This window comes from Synechococcus sp. W70.1, from assembly GCF_047461515.1.
Taxonomy (GTDB): Bacteria; Cyanobacteriota; Cyanobacteriia; order Thermostichales; family Thermostichaceae; genus Thermostichus.
Map to the genome: position 1 here is coordinate 1 of NZ_JANSHH010000022.1, position 17,349 is coordinate 17,349.

The 17,349-nt window shown below is 59.1% G+C and carries 15 protein-coding genes and 1 pseudogene; 8 read left to right on the top strand and 8 right to left on the bottom strand.

The features are described from left to right. The 3 genes and pseudogenes from NW808_RS04330 to kaiC form a co-directional block, all read left to right on the top strand. Nucleotides 1–499, top strand: a pseudogene (locus NW808_RS04330) (circadian clock protein KaiA); the annotation flags it as partial. A gap of 2 nt (nucleotides 500–501) precedes the next feature. Further along, the gene (gene kaiB / locus NW808_RS04335) at nucleotides 502–804 is read left to right on the top strand and encodes a circadian clock protein KaiB (RefSeq protein ID WP_414395092.1); all 303 of its coding nucleotides are present in this window, start codon (nucleotides 502–504) and stop codon (nucleotides 802–804) included. Between the two features lie 14 nt (nucleotides 805–818). Beyond that, nucleotides 819–2,408, top strand: a complete 1,590-nt coding sequence (gene kaiC / locus NW808_RS04340) for a circadian clock protein KaiC (RefSeq protein ID WP_414395094.1) — start codon at nucleotides 819–821, stop codon at nucleotides 2,406–2,408. Nucleotides 2,409–2,431: 23 nt separating this feature from the next. On the opposite strand, the gene glmS is transcribed toward kaiC, so the two are convergent. The 8 genes from glmS to rplI form a co-directional block, all read right to left on the bottom strand. Further along, on the bottom strand, nucleotides 2,432–4,279 hold the full coding sequence (gene glmS, locus NW808_RS04345) for a glutamine--fructose-6-phosphate transaminase (isomerizing) (protein ID WP_414420410.1): 1,848 nt from the start codon (nucleotides 4,277–4,279) through the stop codon (nucleotides 2,432–2,434). A gap of 73 nt (nucleotides 4,280–4,352) precedes the next feature. After that, nucleotides 4,353–5,579: an MlaD family protein gene (locus NW808_RS04350; protein WP_414420539.1), complete on the bottom strand. Its 1,227-nt coding sequence runs from the start codon at nucleotides 5,577–5,579 to the stop codon at nucleotides 4,353–4,355. After that, nucleotides 5,579–6,316 (bottom strand): ABC transporter ATP-binding protein, encoded by a 738-nt coding sequence (locus tag NW808_RS04355; protein ID WP_414420411.1) that lies wholly within the window; start codon nucleotides 6,314–6,316, stop codon nucleotides 5,579–5,581. Before NW808_RS04355 ends, NW808_RS04350 begins: the two co-directional genes overlap by 1 nt. 256 nt (nucleotides 6,317–6,572) lie before the next feature. Beyond that, nucleotides 6,573–7,385 carry a TerC family protein gene (locus tag NW808_RS04360; protein WP_414420412.1) on the bottom strand — a complete coding sequence of 271 codons (813 nt, stop codon included), beginning with the start codon at nucleotides 7,383–7,385 and terminating at the stop codon, nucleotides 6,573–6,575. Nucleotides 7,386–7,627: 242 nt separating this feature from the next. After that, a complete protein-coding gene (larB, locus tag NW808_RS04365; RefSeq protein WP_414395101.1) occupies nucleotides 7,628–8,434 on the bottom strand; it encodes a nickel pincer cofactor biosynthesis protein LarB in 807 nt (268 codons plus the stop codon). Nucleotides 8,435–8,457: 23 nt separating this feature from the next. Beyond that, a complete protein-coding gene (locus NW808_RS04370) occupies nucleotides 8,458–9,351 on the bottom strand; it encodes a universal stress protein (RefSeq protein ID WP_414395103.1) in 894 nt (297 codons plus the stop codon). 128 nt (nucleotides 9,352–9,479) lie between these two features. Beyond that, the gene (gene dnaB / locus NW808_RS04375) at nucleotides 9,480–11,255 is read right to left on the bottom strand and encodes a replicative DNA helicase (protein WP_414420540.1); all 1,776 of its coding nucleotides are present in this window, start codon (nucleotides 11,253–11,255) and stop codon (nucleotides 9,480–9,482) included. Between the two features lie 110 nt (nucleotides 11,256–11,365). Then, entirely contained in the window at nucleotides 11,366–11,827 is a 462-nt protein-coding gene (gene rplI / locus NW808_RS04380) for a 50S ribosomal protein L9 (RefSeq protein ID WP_414346619.1), read from the bottom strand. Nucleotides 11,828–12,164: 337 nt separating this feature from the next. On the opposite strand from rplI, the gene pstS reads away from it, so the two are divergent. From pstS to NW808_RS04405, 5 genes are all read left to right on the top strand, one after another. Continuing rightward, entirely contained in the window at nucleotides 12,165–13,244 is a 1,080-nt protein-coding gene (gene pstS, locus NW808_RS04385) for a phosphate ABC transporter substrate-binding protein PstS (protein ID WP_414420413.1), read from the top strand. Between the two features lie 24 nt (nucleotides 13,245–13,268). Further along, nucleotides 13,269–14,240: a phosphate ABC transporter permease subunit PstC gene (gene pstC, locus NW808_RS04390; RefSeq protein WP_414420414.1), complete on the top strand. Its 972-nt coding sequence runs from the start codon at nucleotides 13,269–13,271 to the stop codon at nucleotides 14,238–14,240. Nucleotides 14,241–14,246: 6 nt separating this feature from the next. After that, entirely contained in the window at nucleotides 14,247–15,146 is a 900-nt protein-coding gene (gene pstA, locus NW808_RS04395) for a phosphate ABC transporter permease PstA (protein ID WP_414410925.1), read from the top strand. Between the two features lie 34 nt (nucleotides 15,147–15,180). Then, nucleotides 15,181–16,008 (top strand): phosphate ABC transporter ATP-binding protein PstB, encoded by an 828-nt coding sequence (gene pstB, locus NW808_RS04400; protein WP_414420415.1) that lies wholly within the window; start codon nucleotides 15,181–15,183, stop codon nucleotides 16,006–16,008. A gap of 65 nt (nucleotides 16,009–16,073) precedes the next feature. Continuing rightward, nucleotides 16,074–16,901 (top strand): TlyA family RNA methyltransferase, encoded by an 828-nt coding sequence (locus NW808_RS04405; protein ID WP_414420416.1) that lies wholly within the window; start codon nucleotides 16,074–16,076, stop codon nucleotides 16,899–16,901. Nucleotides 16,902–17,349: the final 448 nt, after the last annotated feature.

Below are 17,349 nucleotides of genomic sequence, written 5' to 3' on the forward strand. Positions count from 1 at the left end.
TAGTCGGGCCATTGCCTTCTTTCTCCAGGTTTCTCCCATCTGCAGCTTGCCCCCAGCCCTCCCCCACCCCGAGGACAGTTACCGGCAACAGCAGCGGCTGGCAGAAAAGCTGCGGGAGCGGCTGGGCTATGCCGGGGTGTACTACCATCGGGATCCAGCCCTGTTTTATCGCCACCTGCCCCCCGAGGAGCAACAGGCCCTCATGCGGCGACTGCGCAATCTTTACCAGGCCATTGTCTTGGACTATTTCCAATCTCCTGAGACGGTCAATGCCCGCATTGACGAGCTGGTGGCGCTTGCCTTTTTTGCCGACATCAGTGCTGCCCAACTCTTGGAGCTGCACATGAACCTGATGGAGGATTTTGCCAAGCAACTGAAGCTGGAGGGTCGCAGCGAAGAGATCCTGCTGGATTACCGCCTCACCCTCATCGACGTGATGGCTCACCTCAGTGAAATGTACCGCCGCTCCCTTCCCCAACCTGCTCCAAGAGATCCCTAGCCATGTCCAGTCGCAAAGCCTATGTCCTCAAGCTCTATGTGGCGGGCAATACGCCCAGTTCTCTGCGCGCCCTCAACACCTTGCAAGAGATCCTGGAAAAGGAGTTCGGCGGCGTCTACAGCCTGAAGGTAATCGATGTCTTGAAGAGCCCGCAACTGGCAGAGGAGGATAAGATCTTGGCGACACCAACCCTGACCAAAGTTTTGCCGCCGCCGGTACGGAAGATCATTGGCGACTTGTCCAACCGCGAGAAGGTGCTCATCGGCCTAGATCTACTCTGCAAAGAAGCGGACGAAGAGGATTAAGAGGAGAGAGCAGGATGAGCCAGCCATTGGAACCTTCTGGGCCGGAAAACCTGCAGGAGAATGCTGCCGAGGAGATCCTTAGCCGCCGCAACGGCAGCCCAGAGCTGCGCGGGATCCCCAAGAAGCAAACGGGCATCGAAGGTTTTGAAGACATCAGCCACGGCGGCCTGCCCCTGGGGCGCGCCACCCTGGTCAGCGGCACCTCGGGTACGGGCAAGACCCTGTTTGCCTTGCAATTTATCTACAACGGCATCGTCAAGTACCAAGAGCCGGGAATCTTCGTTACCTTTGAGGAAACCCCTGCCGACATTATCCGCAACGCCTCCAGCTTTGGCTGGGATCTGCAGGCCCTCATCGACAAAGGTCAGCTCTTTATCTTGGATGCTTCTCCAGACCCGGAGGGCTACGAGGTCAGCGGCAACTTCGATTTGTCTGGCCTCATCGAACGCATCCAGTACGCTATTCGCAAATACAAGGCCAAGCGGGTTGCCATCGACTCGGTGACCGCCATCTTTCAGCAGTACGACCCTGCCGGCGTGGTGCGGCGGGAGCTCTTCCGCTTGACGGCCCGCCTCAAGCAGGCCAACGTCACCACCGTCATGACCACGGAGCGCACGGACGAGTACGGCCCGATTGCTCGCTACGGGGTGGAGGAATTTGTCTCCGACAACGTGGTAATCCTGCGCAACATCCTGGAAGGAGAGAAACGGCGGCGCACCATCGAGATCTTGAAGCTGCGCGGCACCACCCACATGAAGGGCGAATATCCCTTTACCATCACCAACGAGGGGATCAGCATCTTCCCCTTGGGGGCGATGCAACTTACTCAGCGCTCCTCCAATGTGCGCATCTCTTCTGGAATTGAGAAGCTGGACGAAATGTGTGGCGGCGGCTTCTTCAAGGACTCAATTATCCTGGCCACCGGCGCCACGGGAACTGGCAAGACTTCGCTAGTGAGCAAGTTCCTCGAGCGGGGCTGCCTGAATGGGGAGCGCTGCCTTCTCTTTGCCTATGAAGAGTCGCGGGCGCAGCTTGCCCGCAATGCCTCTTCCTGGGGCATCGACCTAGAGGGGTTTGAACGGCAGGGCCTCCTCAAGATCATCTGCGCCTACCCCGAGTCTGCTGGTCTGGAAGACCATCTGCAGCGGATCAAAGCGGAGATGATGGCCTTCAAACCTTCCCGCATGGCCATTGACTCCCTCTCGGCGCTGGCGCGGGGCGTAAGCCAAGATGCTTTTCGGCAGTTTGTTATTGGTGTAACTAGCCTAGCCAAGCAGGAGGAGATCACTGGTTTTTTCACCAACACTACTGACCAATTCATGGGATCCCACTCCATCACCGAGTCCCACATCTCCACCATTACCGACACAATTATTCTGCTGCAGTACGTGGAGATTCGGGGCGAGATGGCGCGGGCCCTCAACGTCTTTAAGATGCGGGGATCTTGGCACGACAAGGGCATCCGCGAGTACGTCATCTCCAACTCGGGCATTGAAATTCGCGATTCCTTCCGCGGCTACGAGCGGATTATCAGCGGATCCCCGACCCGAATCAGTGTGGACGAGAGAAGTGAGCTTTCCCGAATTGTGCAAAACCTAGATTAGGTGAAAGGTTCACCAAACGCTGCTCATTCAACCGTAACCGACTTGGCCAAGTTACGCGGCTGATCCACGTCGGCTCCCCGGCGGAGGGCCATGGCATAGGCAAACAACTGCAAGGGGATGACGTTCAAAACCGCTGACAGCAGAGGAGTGGTGCTGGGCACCTCGATGACGTGGTCGGCTTTCTCCCGCACCTGGGTATCTTCCGGGTTAATTAGAGCAATGACCCGCCCGCCCCGCGCCCGCACCTGCTCGATGTTGGAGAGCATTTTTTCGTAGACAGGATCGCGGGTGGCAATGCACACCACTGGCATGCGCTCGTCGATGAGAGCAATGGGGCCGTGCTTCATCTCCCCTGCTGGGTAGCCCTCGGCATGGATGTAGCTCACTTCTTTCATCTTTAGCGCCCCCTCTAGAGCAATGGGGGCATTGACCCAGCGGCCCAGGTAGAGCATGTCGGTGACATGGTGGTACTGTTCCGCCAGGTGGTCGTAGAGGGCGGCGTCTTTTAACAAGAGGCTGATCTTGGCTGGCAGCTCGATCAAAGCTTGCAGGTGGGGTTGGATCTGGGCTGGGCTGAGGATCCCTTTGGCCTGGGCAAGTTGCAGGGCCAGCAGGTACCCTGCCACCAACATGCCGGTAAAGACCTTGGTGGAAGCCACGGCGATCTCCGGCCCGGCGTGGATGTAGATAACCCCCGCATCCGCCAGGCGGGTGGCCTGGGATCCGATGGCGTTGACGATGGCTAGGGTGGGGATCCCTTGGCTGCGGGCCTCGCTCATGGCTGCCAGCGTATCCACCGTCTCCCCGGATTGAGTAAGAGCCAAAAGCAGGCTGTGGGGGCGCAGCACCGGCTGGCGGTAGCGAAACTCGGAAGCGTAGTCCACCTGCACCGGGGTGCGGGCCAGGTTCTCAATGAAGTACTTGAGCACCAAGCAGGCGTGCCAGGCAGTGCCGCAGGCCACAGCGTGGATCTGCTCCACCTGAGCCAGTTGCACTTCTGTCAGGGCCAGCCCCTCCAAGTTCACCCGGCCTGCTTCCAGATCCACCCGCCCCCGCAGCGTCTCGGTGATGGTGCGCGGCTGCTCGTGGATCTCTTTTTGCATGAAGTGCTTGTAGCCGCCCTTGGCCGCCGAGACCGGATCCCAGGCCACGGTAAGGGGAGTTTTGCGCAGCTCCTCGCCGGTAATGCGCTGATAGCGCACGCTGGAGTCGGTGAGGATGGCCATCTCTCCATCTTCCAGGAACACCACCCTGCGGGTGTGGCGGATGATGGCGGGCAGATCTGAGGCCACAAAATTTTCCCCTTCCCCCTCCCCAATCACCACAGCCCCGGCATTGCCCAGGCGGGCGGCCATCAGCCGATCCGGCGCCTCCCGATCCAAAGCCACCACGGCATTTCCCCCCCGCAGCCGTCCCATCACTTTGCCAAAGGCCACCTCAAAGGATCCCAGCTCCTCGACGTAGAGACCGAGCAGTTGGGCAATGACTTCGGTATCGGTTTGGGAGCGAAAGGTAACCCCTCGCCGCAGCAGTTCTTCCTTTAGCTCCAGGTAGTTCTCCACAATGCCGTTTTGAATAACCACGACGCGCCCCTGGACGTCGCAGTGGGGGTGGGCATTTTCTTCGCTAATGCCGCCGTGAGTGGCCCAGCGGGTATGCCCAATCCCCACCTTGGCTGTGGGCATGTTTGTAGTGAGTTTCACCACCAGGTTGTGCAGCTTGCCGGTGGCCCGCACGATCCTCAAGCCTTCTTCTGGATCCACGGTGGCAATGCCTGCGGAGTCATAGCCGCGATACTCCAAGGTGCGTAGGCCCTCCACCAGAATGGGGGCAGCCCACTGAAAGCCCACATAGCCGACAATGCCACACATTCCTCACACCTCAACCCTGGTCAACGGCGCGGCGTCCTATACCCGCAAAGCCTACCCCAGCTTCGGGATCCCTTCAATGGCTTTTGCCGCTGCTAGGGGAGCGGATCTCGGCAGGGATCTTGGCTTTCTCTTGGGGAACCGGCTGCTGCCCCATAGGGGCGAGGGTAAAAGAAACGGGCGCGACTTGGACGGCAGCGGGCCGAATCCCGTTGTTGGAAGGGGCGCTGGAAACCAAGTTGCTCAGCCCCAACACCAGCTCTCGCAGGGCGCGGCGAAACTGGGGATCCCCGGTAAGCTCGTCGATGTCAGCCGTGATCTTTTGCACGTTCTGAAAGGAGATGCGGGCGGAGTCCAGGGTTTGGCGCAAGGTTGCTAGGGTGCCCGGGTCGCTTAGGGCAGCCGCAAGCTGCCGCAGATCCTCAGTGGCCTTGGCCGCGTTCTCCGCCGTTACTCGTGCCCCTACTAGGATCTGGCGCACCTCCTCTTGCAGTTGCGGATCGGTAAGCAGCGGGCGAACCGCGCTCGACATCGCCTCCAGATCGGCGCTCACCTGCTGGATATTCTCTAGGGCGGCCTGGATCGAGGCGCGATTTTCTAGAAGCAGGGCCGTGAACTGGTCGGCAGCCTCCTGGAGACTTGCGGCAGTTTGGCTCACTGCTCTGGCCGCCTCGGTGAATTGCAACAAGTCCAGATCTTCCGTGCGCAGGGCTGCCACCCGCTCTTCCAGGGTTTCCGAGAGGTTGGCCACGCTGTCGGCAGCGCGGGTGATCCCTTCTAGGGTGGCGTTAAGGGTGCTAAAAACCTCATCATCGTCAACCCGTGCAAGCAACCGCTCCAGGCGAATCAGCAACTGGCCAAAATCCACCCCCGGTGTGCCTTCCACCACATCGCCATCGCAGATGATTTGGCTGCGGTCGCAATCGGCAGCTAGGGGGGATCCCACTGCCCCCTCGACACTCCCCCTAGGCAAGATGTCCACCACCGTCTCCCCCACCAACCCTGTTTGCTGGGTAATAAACAGAGCATCGCGAGGGATGATCAAGGGCTGGTCGATGGCCACCTGGACCTCCACCTGAGCTGCCTGAGGCACGATGCGCTCCACCCGGCCCACAGCTACCCCCCGCAGCCGCACGCTAGAGCCCTCCGCCAGGCCGGCCACGCCGGGATAGGTAACGGTAAACCGAAAGCCGCGGCTGCCAAAGCGCAGGTTGTAGATCCACAGAAACAGCCCGGCAAAGATCAGAACCCCCGCCAAGATCAACAGGCCCACTGCCCCTTCTCGGATGGCTCGCGAACGCATCACACCTGCCCTGCCACTTGAATTGGCCCTTCTACACTACCGCTGAAGAATTGCCGCACAAAGGGGTTGTCGCTCGTCGCAATCTCTTGCACGGATCCCTCCCACTGCACCCGCCCCTGGGCCAAGAGCACAACGCGGTCGGTGGCACGGTAGATGGTGCTGTGCTGGTGGGTTACGACGATGTAGCTCTCGCAAGCTTTTTTCACCTGTTGCAGATCCCGGATGAGGTCTTCGATTACGGTGGAAGCAATGGGATCCAGGCCCGCTGTGGGCTCGTCGTAAAGCAGCAGTTGCGGCTCGTCTTGGGGCAGAGAGGGATCCTCTATGATGGCGCGGGCAAAGCTAGCCCGTTTGCGCATCCCCCCAGAGAGCTCTTCCGGCAGGCTGTTCTCCTTACCCGCCAGCCCCACCGCCTCCAGCTTGGCCGCCACCAGTTCCCGAATGCGGGCTCGCGGCAGCCGCGAGTGCTCGTAGAGCAAAAAACCGACGTTTTCCTCCACCGTTAGGGAGTCGAATAGAGCCGCTTGCTGAAATACCATGCCCAGCCGCAAAGGAGGAGTGCGGTGGCCGGCCTGAATCTCTGGCAAAGGAATACCGCACCAGAGCACTTCGCCAGCGTCGGGCTCCGTTAGGCCCGCGATGATGCGCAACAGGGTCGACTTGCCAGTACCGGAAGGCCCCACCAGTCCTAGGGCATCGCCCCGGTACACTTTGAGGTCAATCCGATCCAGCACCACCGTAGCCCCAAAGCGCTTAGAGACCTGCCGCAGCTCTACCAGAGGGATCGGCTCGTCTACCTTGGCTGGAGAGTGTCCACCCTCTACCCCTGCTGGGGGCTTCTGCTGGTTGTCCTTGCTTGTGGCAATGGCTTGCTGGCAGCACTTTGTCCACCACTTCCGGCAAAACTGCGGAATCAGGGTACGTTCCTCCGGTGGCTTGCCTCCACTGCTAGTCTACAAGGCCCTTCCCCTGCCCGGACAACCTGCTGGCGATTTAGTCCAACTGTAGCTCGGCGGCAGACTCCACTTCAGCAAGAGCGGCTAAGCCGGCAGGGATCTCCTCTGTTAAACGGGGCAGAGCCGAATCTGGCTGGGCCACGGCTGGGGGAGAAGGACTGCGGCGCTGGGAGAAGCCCCAGACAAACACAGGGAACACAGCCACCACCATTCCCCAGTCCGGGATCTCGATCTGGGGGAAGAACACCTCCAGCAGCATGAGGCTTCCCACTAGGGCGATGATGGCAAAGGCAGCATCTTCCAGGCGGGAAAACTCATCCAGCCAGCGCAAGAACAAAGAGGCCATGTAGCGCATCAGGGTAATGCCGAGGATGCCGCCAAGGATGATCACCCACGCCTTGCGGGAGACGGCCACGGAAGCAGCAATGCTGTCGAAGGAAAACACAAGGTCGGTGAGCTCCACCATGACCAGCGTTTGCCAAAAATTGGCCTGGCGAGTGATGTCCTGCGCTGGGCCTTCCTCTTCCCCGCGAAAATGTTGCCAGGCCAGCCAGAGCAGGTAGCAGGCCCCCAAGAATCGCGCGGGCGGGTACTCGACCAACCACACCGCTGCAAACACGATGGCAATACGAAAGCCGTAGGCGCTGACAATGCCCCAGCGCAAAGCCCGGTTCTGCTGCTGGGGGGTGGGCAAATGCTTGACCAAAGCAGCCAAGGCGACAGCGTTATCGGCAGAGAGGGCCGCCTCCAAAAACACCAGAGCCACCACCAAAAAGAGATCCGCCCAACTAAAGGACTGAATTATCCCTTGAACAAGAGCCACAGCGGTGTCTATTGCCTTGATTGACATAGCAGCGAGCTTCCTGTGCTCCGGTCAAAGAGTCGTTCGTCCCGTGCAGCCAACCCCAGACTGCTATCCTACGTCCATAACCTCCCTTTCGGAAGATTTTTGTGGTCGTTGAGGAAGCGCCCCAAGAAGGGTAGCTGGAGAAAGGCTCGACCCCTCAGCTTCCTCCCAGCGGAGAAATTCAAAGCTCCAGCATAGCTATGGCCCGAGTATAGCTTGCCCAGCTCAGGATCGTTTTACATTTCTTAACCTTCCCTATCTCCAGGGGTTGCAGGCGAAGGCAATCGCGTCGCTAGCCGCTGTCCACAGCGCAGGATCTGGCCTGCCAAAATGGCCGCCCCAAAGCCGTTGTCGATGTTCACTACTCCCACTCCCGCCGCACAGGAGTTGAGCATGGTCAGTAGGGCAGCCAAGCCCTGGAAGCTGGCCCCGTAGCCAACGCTGGTGGGCACAGCGATTACCGGACAGTCTGCCAGGCCCGCCACCACGCTGGCCAAGGCTCCCTCCATGCCTGCCACTACAATGAGCACATCGGCTTCCAGAGCGGCGCGGTGGTGCAGCAGGCGGTGGATCCCGGCCACTCCCACATCCCAGAGGCGGTTGACCTGAAACCCGGAGAGCTCGGCGGTGAGAGCGGCCTCTTCAGCCACCGGCACGTCGGCAGTGCCAGCGGAGATCACGCTAATCTGGCCGGGATAGCTATGCACCTTTTGGGGAGGGATCCAGCACAAGCGCGCTACAGGAGAATACTGGGCCTGGGGCAAGCGGCAGCGAACTTGGGCATAGACCGAGGGATCGACGCGGGTGGCCAAAGCTAGGGATCCCTGGCGGTGCAGCCGCTCCAGAATCTGGGCAATCTGCTCGGGAGTTTTGCCCGGCCCCCACACGGCTTCGGGAAAGCCGGTGCGCAGAAGGCGATGGTGATCCACCCGGGCGAAGTCTCCTACCGCCTCAAAAGGCAGGAAGCGACAGGCTTGCAGGGCCTGCTCGGGAGAGAGCTTCCCCTGAGCCACCGCCTGGAACAGTTCCTTCAAGGTTTGGTCAAGCGGCATAGAAGGGGGGTTGGGCAGCTCTACTACGCCAAGGAACCGCGCGGGAAAAACAACACCGGATGCCAACTTTGCCGTAGAATCTCGCCGGTGAGGCTACGGATTGACCACTCCCAAAAGGTCCCCACCCGTGGGGAGGCGGTGGCAATGGCGGTCATGTCCTCCTCAGCAGCGGTGGCTAGGATTTCCTGAAGCGGGGATCCCACCCGCACCAAAGCCCGCAACTGCACCGGTTTTACCTGCTCGACCAGCGGTTCGACTAGCCGGGCCAAGTCGGCCTCGGCCCTGCGCTTGAGCTCTTCTGCCGGCGATCCCTGGTTGCGGCGGGCGCTGGGATCCACCACATAGAGCAGCGTAATGGCCTGACACTGGGAAGTTCCTGGCAGCAGTTGGCCAAGACGGCTGAGGAGCTGCCGGCGGGGCTCCTCAAAGTCAAAAGGCACTAGGAGGGAGCGAAATAGGTGGCGGCTGCGCAGGCGCAATTCTTCCAGAGTAAAGGCGGCGATGAGTTGCGGACGCATCACCATTACCGGGATGGTCAGCTTCGGCAGCAGCTCCAAGGTGGTGCTTCCAAACAGTTTTTCGGTGAGCAGATTGTGGATCCCCATGCCTGTGATTAGCAAGTCGGAGCTGCAGGTTTGGATCCCTCTTAAAATCAGATCCACCGCCTTGCCCGCCTGCACCAAGACTTTGACTTCCAGCCCTGCAGGAACGGCGCTCAACACCTCTTGTAAGCGAGCCTGTTGCGCCTGCACTTTGGGGGTGAGGTCTTCGGGAAGGCCAATGTCGTCGTCCTGCCGAGCGACGCTATGCACAAAGGCAACGCGCTCAATCCCATTCAGGTAAAGCTCTTCTAGGCATTTGCCAAAACGCTGCAGTCCATCGCGGCAATCGGTGGCGATCAACAGGCTTTTGAACATATGGCTTTAGGCAGAGGGAGGTAGCCAGCAACAGCGACCTGCCCTAGGGGGGCAATCTCAGGCTAACACCTCGCACCCCGGACCTGTCCTTGAAAGGAGTCCCGATCTACTTCTGCTGCGGCTTTCGCTCACCGATAGGGATCCGCCAAGTTGCGAAACTGGGTGTACTGGCTTTCAAACAAAAGGCGCACCGTGCCCGTGGGGCCGTTGCGGTGTTTGGCAACAATTACCTCCGCAATTCCGCGATCGCTGGTGTTGGGATCGTAGTACTCGGGCCGGTAGATCATCATCACCACGTCGGCATCCTGCTCGATGCTGTTGTGCACCAGCAGGCCGTTGGCCACAAAGTTGTGGTGGCGGGGCATCTCGATGTCGTAAACCGGTTGCGGCTCCCCCGGCTCGCTAATGAAGACGACGGGATCCCAGATCAACCCCTCCTGCACCACCACCGCCACCTCCTCCTCCAGTTGCAGCTCGTCGAGGGTTTTCCAGCCGTCCCGAGTTAGGAAGGGGTGGTTGCCAGTGGCACGAATGGAAAAGTTGAGGCGGGTTTTTAGAAGACATGTGGGCTGCCGCCCACTGCAAAATACCCTCACTGGCTGTTGGGGCACCAGCCGCCCGCGCCCATTGAGGCTAAGCAGGCGCGGCAGTTCTGCTGAAGGCGGCAGGGCTGCCAGTTGCTCCAGCCGCCAGATCTTGCCGCGATCCACGTCCCTCACGCGGGTATCGCCGGCTAGACAACCCGACTCCCGCAAATCTGCCAGTTTCGGACGCTTGTCTGAGCGGGACTCCACTGCCCGGCTGAGCTGAGATAGCACCAGCACCGGCACCATCAGCTCTTTGGCTAGCGCCTTGAGGCCGCGGGTAATGCGCGACAATTCCTGCACCCGGTTGTCGGACTCAGATCCCTGGATGAGCTGCAAGTAGTCGATCAACACCAACCCCAACGTCCCTCCTTGCTCCACCTGCAGACGCCGCGCCTTGGAGCGGATTTCTGTAACTGTGCAGTTGGGCGTGTCGTCGATAAACAAAGGCAGTTGCGACAAAAAGCCAATCGCCTGCCCCAGGCGTTGCCACTCATTCTCGCTGATGCGCCCGGATCGCAGACGGCTACTATCAATGCGCGCCTCGCTGGCCAAGAGCCGCTGCACCAGTTGCTCCCGCGACATCTCCAGGCTGAAGATGGCCACCGGTTGCTTGACGTAGGCAGCCACATTTTGGGCAATGTTAAGAGCCAGGCTGGTCTTTCCCATCGAAGGACGGCCGGCTAGGATGACCAAATCCGACCGCTGCAAGCCCTGGGTCAGGTTGTCGAGGTCAATGAATTTGGTCGGGATCCCAGGGATCTGAGCCCCGCTCTGGAACCTCTCCTCCAACTCTGAGAAGATGTTTACCAAAACTTCCGAGGCTGGAACAAGGCTGCGCTGCACCCGTTCCTGGGTGAGGCTGAACACCTCTTGCTCGGCTCGATCCAGGAGCTGAGGGAGAGGCTGGCTAGTGTCGTAGGCCAGACGCGCCAAGGTGTTGCTGACTTGAATCAGCCGGCGGCGCATGTATTTGTCCACCACCAGACGGGCATACTGGTCAATGTTGACACTGCTAACCGTCTGCTCCACTAGGCGGCGAATTGCCGCCGTTCCTCCCACTCGCTCCAAGAGCTGGTGATCTGCCAACCAGGCAGAAACAGTGGTCAGGTCAGTGGGCTGGCCCTGGCTGTACAACTGCAGAGCAGCCCGGTAGATCTCCTGGTGGGCGGAGAGGTAGAACATCTCAGGCCGCAAGAGCTCCGCCACCCGCGCCATCGCCTCAGGGTCAAGGAGGATGCCGCCCAAGATCTCCTCCTCCGCTTCTATGTTCTGAGGCGGAAGCCGATCCCCACCGGTCAGGTCGTAATCGCTAATCACCACCAGCCAGGGTAGAAGAACCAAGCTCTCCCCCGCTCTCCGACTGCTAGGCTGCACACCCTAGCGCAGCGGGCCAAGTGGGCATAGCCGTCTGAACCAGAACCTCTTTTCTACTCAGGCGTGACCTGAATGCGCAGCGTAGCGGTAACCTCGGGGTGTAACTTCACCTGCACCAGGTAAACCCCAGTTTTCCTAATCTCCTCATTGAGCAAGACGTTACGGCGGTCAATATCGAGGCCACTGGTAGCCAGCACCACCTCGGCAATATCGCTGGCAGTTACCTGTCCAAAGAGCAGGTCTTTTTCGCCCACCTTCTTGCGGATGACAAAACGGCCAATCGTCTCCAAAGCCTTTTTGTAGTTTTCCGCCTGTTGCTTCTCAGCCAGCTTGCGGGCTGCTTCCTGCTCCCGCCGCATCTGCTGCTCCTTGAGAAGTCCAGGCGTAAGCCGCACCGCCATCTGCCGCGGGAAAAGGTAGTTGCGGGCATAGCCCGGCCTGACACTCACCACCTCTCCCGGCTTGCCGAGCCCAGGAACCGCCTGGCGCAGCATCACCTGCACATCTTTTGCCATAGGAGGAAGGCACCCACTCTCTTGACAGCCTTCTATTCTAGGCATTCCACCGACCAATGTCAGCCCAGCCCCAGCCTCCCCCTGGGGTCTCTACCCTGATTAAGCCCGACAGTCGCGACCTCGGCTGCTGGGCCTAGAAATAACCTGAGTTTAACCTCTTGTTAACCAAAAAAGGGTTGACCTTACGTTACATTTAACGACTGAGTTGCAGGGGCTGGGGTCTCAACGAGATCCTGTGCTTTCTTCGGCCCAGTGGACTGAACTCTTGGAGTTAGGTTTCGCAGTTGCAGCTTTTGGACCTGGGCTAGGACACGCTCTTCAGTGGAGAGATCTCTGTATGTTGATGTCGCATTCCTTGGGTCGTCGTTCTTTCCTCAAGTCCTTGTCGGCAGTTGCTGCTGGTTTTGCGGCAAGTCAGGCCGGCTGGCAGCGAGTGTTTGCCCAGCAGAAGACGATAACCATCAACGGCGCTGGAGCTACCTTCCCGGCCCCTCTCTACCAAACGTGGGCCCAAGAATTTGGCAAGAAAAACCCCAACATCCAAGTCAACTACCAATCGGTGGGGAGCGGCGCTGGCCGTCAGCAATTTGTGGCCCGCACTGTCGACTTCGGCGCCACCGATAGCGTGCCGCGTCCTGAGGAGATTAGCAAGATTGAGGGTGAAGCCAACCCTCCCAAGGGCATGGTGGCCGTGCCTATGGTGGGCGGGGCAGTGGTGGCAGCCTATAACGTCCCCGGCGTAGGTCCTGAAATTCGCCTCTCTCGCCTGGCGCTGGTCAATATCTTCCTGGGCAAGATCAAGAAATGGAACGATCCGCTGCTGGCTGGCCTTAACCCAGGCGTGACTTTCCCAGATCTGCCGATTACTGTTGTGCACCGCTCTGATGGCAGTGGCACCACCGACATCTTTACCACCCACCTCAACGCCATTAGCCCCGAATGGCGGCAAAAAGTGGGCCGTGGCTCTTCCGTGAACTGGCCAACTGGCGTGGGAGCTCGCGGTAACGAAGGCGTTTCTGAACAAATCAAGCAGATTCCTGGCTCAATCGGCTATGTGGAGTACGGCTTTGCTAAGCTCAACAACCTAAATATCGCTCGCCTGGAAAACCGGGCAGGCAAGTTCGTCACCCCCAAAGTTGAGACGGAGCAGGCAGCGCTGGCGAGAATCAAGCTCGACGAGCGGCTGCTGGGGGTTGACCCAGATCCCGCAGGGGAAGACTCCTACCCCATTGTGGGCTACACGTGGATCTTGGCTTACAAAGCCTACCCCAAAGCTGAAACCTCCAAGGCTGTCAAAGAGTTTCTTCGCTACGGCCTCACCGAAGGGCAATCCTTTGCGGAGCCGTTGGGCTATGTGCCCTTGCCAGAGGAAACGCGGAAGAAAGCTCTGGCTGCCCTGGAAAGCATCACTCCGTAGAAGTTTGTACCCCCTACCCAGCAGATGACCACTACCTTTTCCGCAGAGAGCAGTTCTCTATTTCGGCCCCGGCCCGTCTTCCAGCGCTGGCGCGACTGGCTATTTATTTGGGCAACGCGGATCGCCGTCTTTTTCTCGGCTTTCCTACTGTTGTGGATTGCTCTGGAGATTGGGATTCAGGCGCTACCTGCCATTCGGGAGTTCGGGCTGGGCTTTTTCTGGGGCACCACCTGGGATCCTGTTGTGAACAACTACGGTGCTTGGCCCCAGATCTACGGCACCCTGGTGACTTCTCTGATTGCTCTGATCGTGGGCGTTCCCTTAAGCTTTGGCATCTCCATCTTTTTGAGCGAGGACTTTTTGCCCAAGCCTTTGCGCACAGCCTTGATCATCGTGGTGGAGCTGCTGGCAGCCATTCCCAGTGTGGTCTACGGCATTTGGGGGTTGTTTATCTTCATCCCCTTCTTCCGCCCTGTACAGATGTTTTTGTTCCAGCACTTCAACTGGCTGCCCATTTTCAGCACACCACCAGTAGGGCCTGGGATGCTGACAGCGGGGGTTGTCTTGGGGATCATGATCATCCCCATCATTACTGCCATCGCCAGGGAAGTGCTGGTGTCCGTTCCGCCAGAGTTGCGGGCGGCTGCCTATGCGATGGGAGCCACTCGCTGGGAAGCCATCTTTGGTGTCGTGCTGCCGGCAGCAATTGGCGGCCTCCTGGGAGCGGTGGTTTTGGGTTTGGGACGCGCCCTAGGGGAGACGATGGCAGTAGCGATGCTGATTGGGAATGCCCGCGGCATTAGCATCTCGCTTCTGGCTCCTGCCAGCAACATCCCAGCCCTATTGGCCAACGAGTTTGCGGAAGCGGGCCCCGAGCAGGTTGCAGCACTCATGTATGTGGCCTTGATTCTGTTAGCCATCACTCTGGTGGTTAACATTGCGGCGGAGCTGATGATACGCCGTGTCAAGTTTGCGCTAACAGCTTCGTGGGAGTAGGGGAACATGACGGCGCAAGTGCAGGCGGTAGAGCAAGGCAATTTGTTTAAGCGCAGAGCGAAGCCCTGGCAGCGCATCTTCTTGGATGTAGGAATGACAGCGCTGACAGCTACCTCCAGCATCTTCGCCATTTTTGTGCTGGCTCTCATCCTCTACTACGTTTTCACCAGGGGCATCGAGCGCCTAAGCTGGCAGACGCTGACCCAGCTTCCCCCTCCTCCGGGCGATCAGGTGGGCGGATTTGGCAATGCGGTGCTGGGGACGATTATTGTGGTGTCGATTGCTATCTCCATCACATTCCCCATTGGTCTATTCGCAGCCATCTATCTCTCGGAGTTTGGCAAAAACAGCCCCGCGGCCTCCTTTCTGCGCTTCATTATCAAGGTGTTGACGGGGGTTCCCTCCATCATTGCCGGGGTGTTTGCCTATGGGGTGCTGGTGCTTTCCACCAAAACCTTCTCGGCCCTTGCCGGCGGGATGGCTCTATCGGTGCTGACCCTGCCTATCATCATTTTGTCCTGTGAAGAGGCGCTGCGCCTGGTGCCGGCCGATACGCGGGCTGCTGCCTATGCGTTGGGGGCTTCGCGAGTGCAGACGGTGTTTCGCGTGGTGTTGCCAGCGGCTCTGCCGGTGATCCTGACGGGGGTGACGTTGGCCATTGCCCGCGCTGCAGGTGAGACGGCGCCCCTGATCTTCACGGCTTTGTTTAGCTTTCTCTGGCCCAGCGGTTTGTTGAAGCCAGTGGCCTCGCTGGCTGTGTTGATCTACAACTTTGCCCTTGTCCCCTTTGAAAACCAGCAGAAGCTTGCCTGGGGAGGGGCTTTGGCTCTGGTGATTTTGGCCCTGATTACCACCGTCAGTTTCCGGCTCCTTGTGAGTCGTCGCCAAGAAGCCATCACTATCTAAGCCTTGCAGCGACGTTATCTTTTTCAACACTCCTATGCGCTCTCCACTCTCTGACCAGTCGGGCTCTCCTAAGCAATCCACCCGGTTGGAGGTTGAACTAGAGACGCGGGATCTGAGCGTCTACTACGGCTCCCACCTGGCGGTTAAGCAGGTTTCCCTGAAGATCCCGAAAAATCACATCACAGCCTTCATTGGCCCCTCAGGTTGCGGCAAGAGCACTATTTTGCGCTGCTTCAACCGCATGAATGACTTAATCCCAGGGGCAAGGGTAGAAGGCTCCGTTATCTTCCACGGGAAAAACATCTACGACCCGGATGTGGATCCCTCTGAGGTGCGGCGGCGGGTTGGCCTAGTGTTTCAGAAGCCCAACCCCTTCCCCAAATCCATCTACGACAACATTGCCTTTGGGCCCCGGATTAATGGCTACCAGGGGGATCTGGACGAGCTCGTGGAGCGGGCACTGCGCCAGGCCGTTCTCTGGGATGAGGTGAAAGATAAGTTGAGGATGAGCGCCCTTTCCCTCTCCGGTGGACAACAGCAGCGCCTCTGCATTGCCCGCACCCTGGCCATTCAGCCGGAGGTAATTCTAATGGACGAGCCTTGCTCCTCGCTGGATCCTATTTCTACGCTGCGCATTGAGGAGCTGCTTAAGGAATTGGGCCGTCGCTACACGATCATCATCGTCACCCACAACATGCAGCAGGCAGCTCGCGTGTCCGACTTCACTGCCTTCTTCAACACTGAACTTGACGAGAGAGGGATCCGCTACGGACGAATGGTAGAGTTTGACCGCACCGAGAAGATCTTCAACTCTCCCGCCAACCGCGAGACGGAAGAGTATGTGAGCGGGCGCTTTGGCTAAGTCGCGGCTGACAGAAGGGATCCCGGTCGTCTATCTTGATGGAGTGGAAGGCCAGTGGCTAGGGCATGGCCGAGCGAGTCCGCCTGGATACCTGGCTGGTGGAGCGAGGGTATTTTTCTTCGCGCCAGCAGGCGCAGCGGGCTATCTTGGCGGGAGAAGTCTTCCTCAACGGAGCACGGGCGGAAAAAGCCGGGACGTGGGTAAGCGGAGATCCTGTAGTCCACATCCAGGCCAAGTCTGCTTTTGTCTCGCGAGGAGGAGAAAAGCTTCAGGGGGCACTGCAAGCTTTTCCCATTCAAGTCCAGGGTCGCATCTGTTTGGATGCTGGCATCTCCACTGGGGGCTTCACCGATTGCCTCCTGCAACGAGGGGCGCAGCGGGTCTATGGGGTGGATGTGGGCTATGGCCAATTGGCCTGGTCTTTGCGAACTGACCCGCGGGTAATCCTTAAGGAACGAACCAACTTGCGCTATCTTCAGCCAGCCGATCTCTACGGAACCGAGGTGCCCACTCCCAACTGGCCGGATCTGGCAGTGGTGGATCTCTCCTTTATTTCCCTGACTAAGGTGTTGGATCCTCTGTGGAGGCTGTTGCGCTCGCCGCGGGAAGCCTTGCTGCTAGTCAAGCCGCAGTTTGAGGCGGGCCGAGGCCAGGTGGGCAAAAGGGGGGTAGTGCGGGATCCAGCTATCCACGCTCGCGTGCTCCAGACGGTGATGCAGGCGGCAGTGAGTCGCGGTTGGCGGGTGCAGGGCTATACGTGGTCGCCTATCACTGGCCCTGCCGGCAACATCGAGTACTGGCTATGGCTTGCTGAAGGGGAAGGGATCCCTCTCCCCGACCTCGGTGCACTTCAGCAGATGAGCGAGCGGGCAAGAGCAGCTCTGTGCCCGTAGCTCCGCGCTGAGCTAAAACCCGGGGTAGACTTGACCTTGGCGGCGCTGGAACTGAAAAAAAACAGGGGCACGCTGGTAGCAGATTGCTGGTGTCAAATCCAACTTGACGGAGGGAGGGAATCGCCGCCTCAATGGGTTGCAGGATTCACCACGGGTCATTTGAAGAAGCCTAAGCGGGCTCGAGCCAATTTTGCAACAAGAGTTTACGAAAATCCAGAGCTTTTTGCCTTAGTCTGTAACTCTTAACGCTCTTCTCATAGAGGCAGTGCTAGACTTCTCTTACCCAGTTAAAGGTATTGCCTAGCTAACCTACCCTCGAGCGCTCGGTTACTGAACCTCGAGAAGGGGTTGAGTTTGTTGCCTCTAGTTTTTGCCTAGCTTTGCCACTGCTTGCAGCAAGGTTAAGTCCTGTTCTTAAGTCTTTTTGAGGAGGAGTTGGAGGGACGCT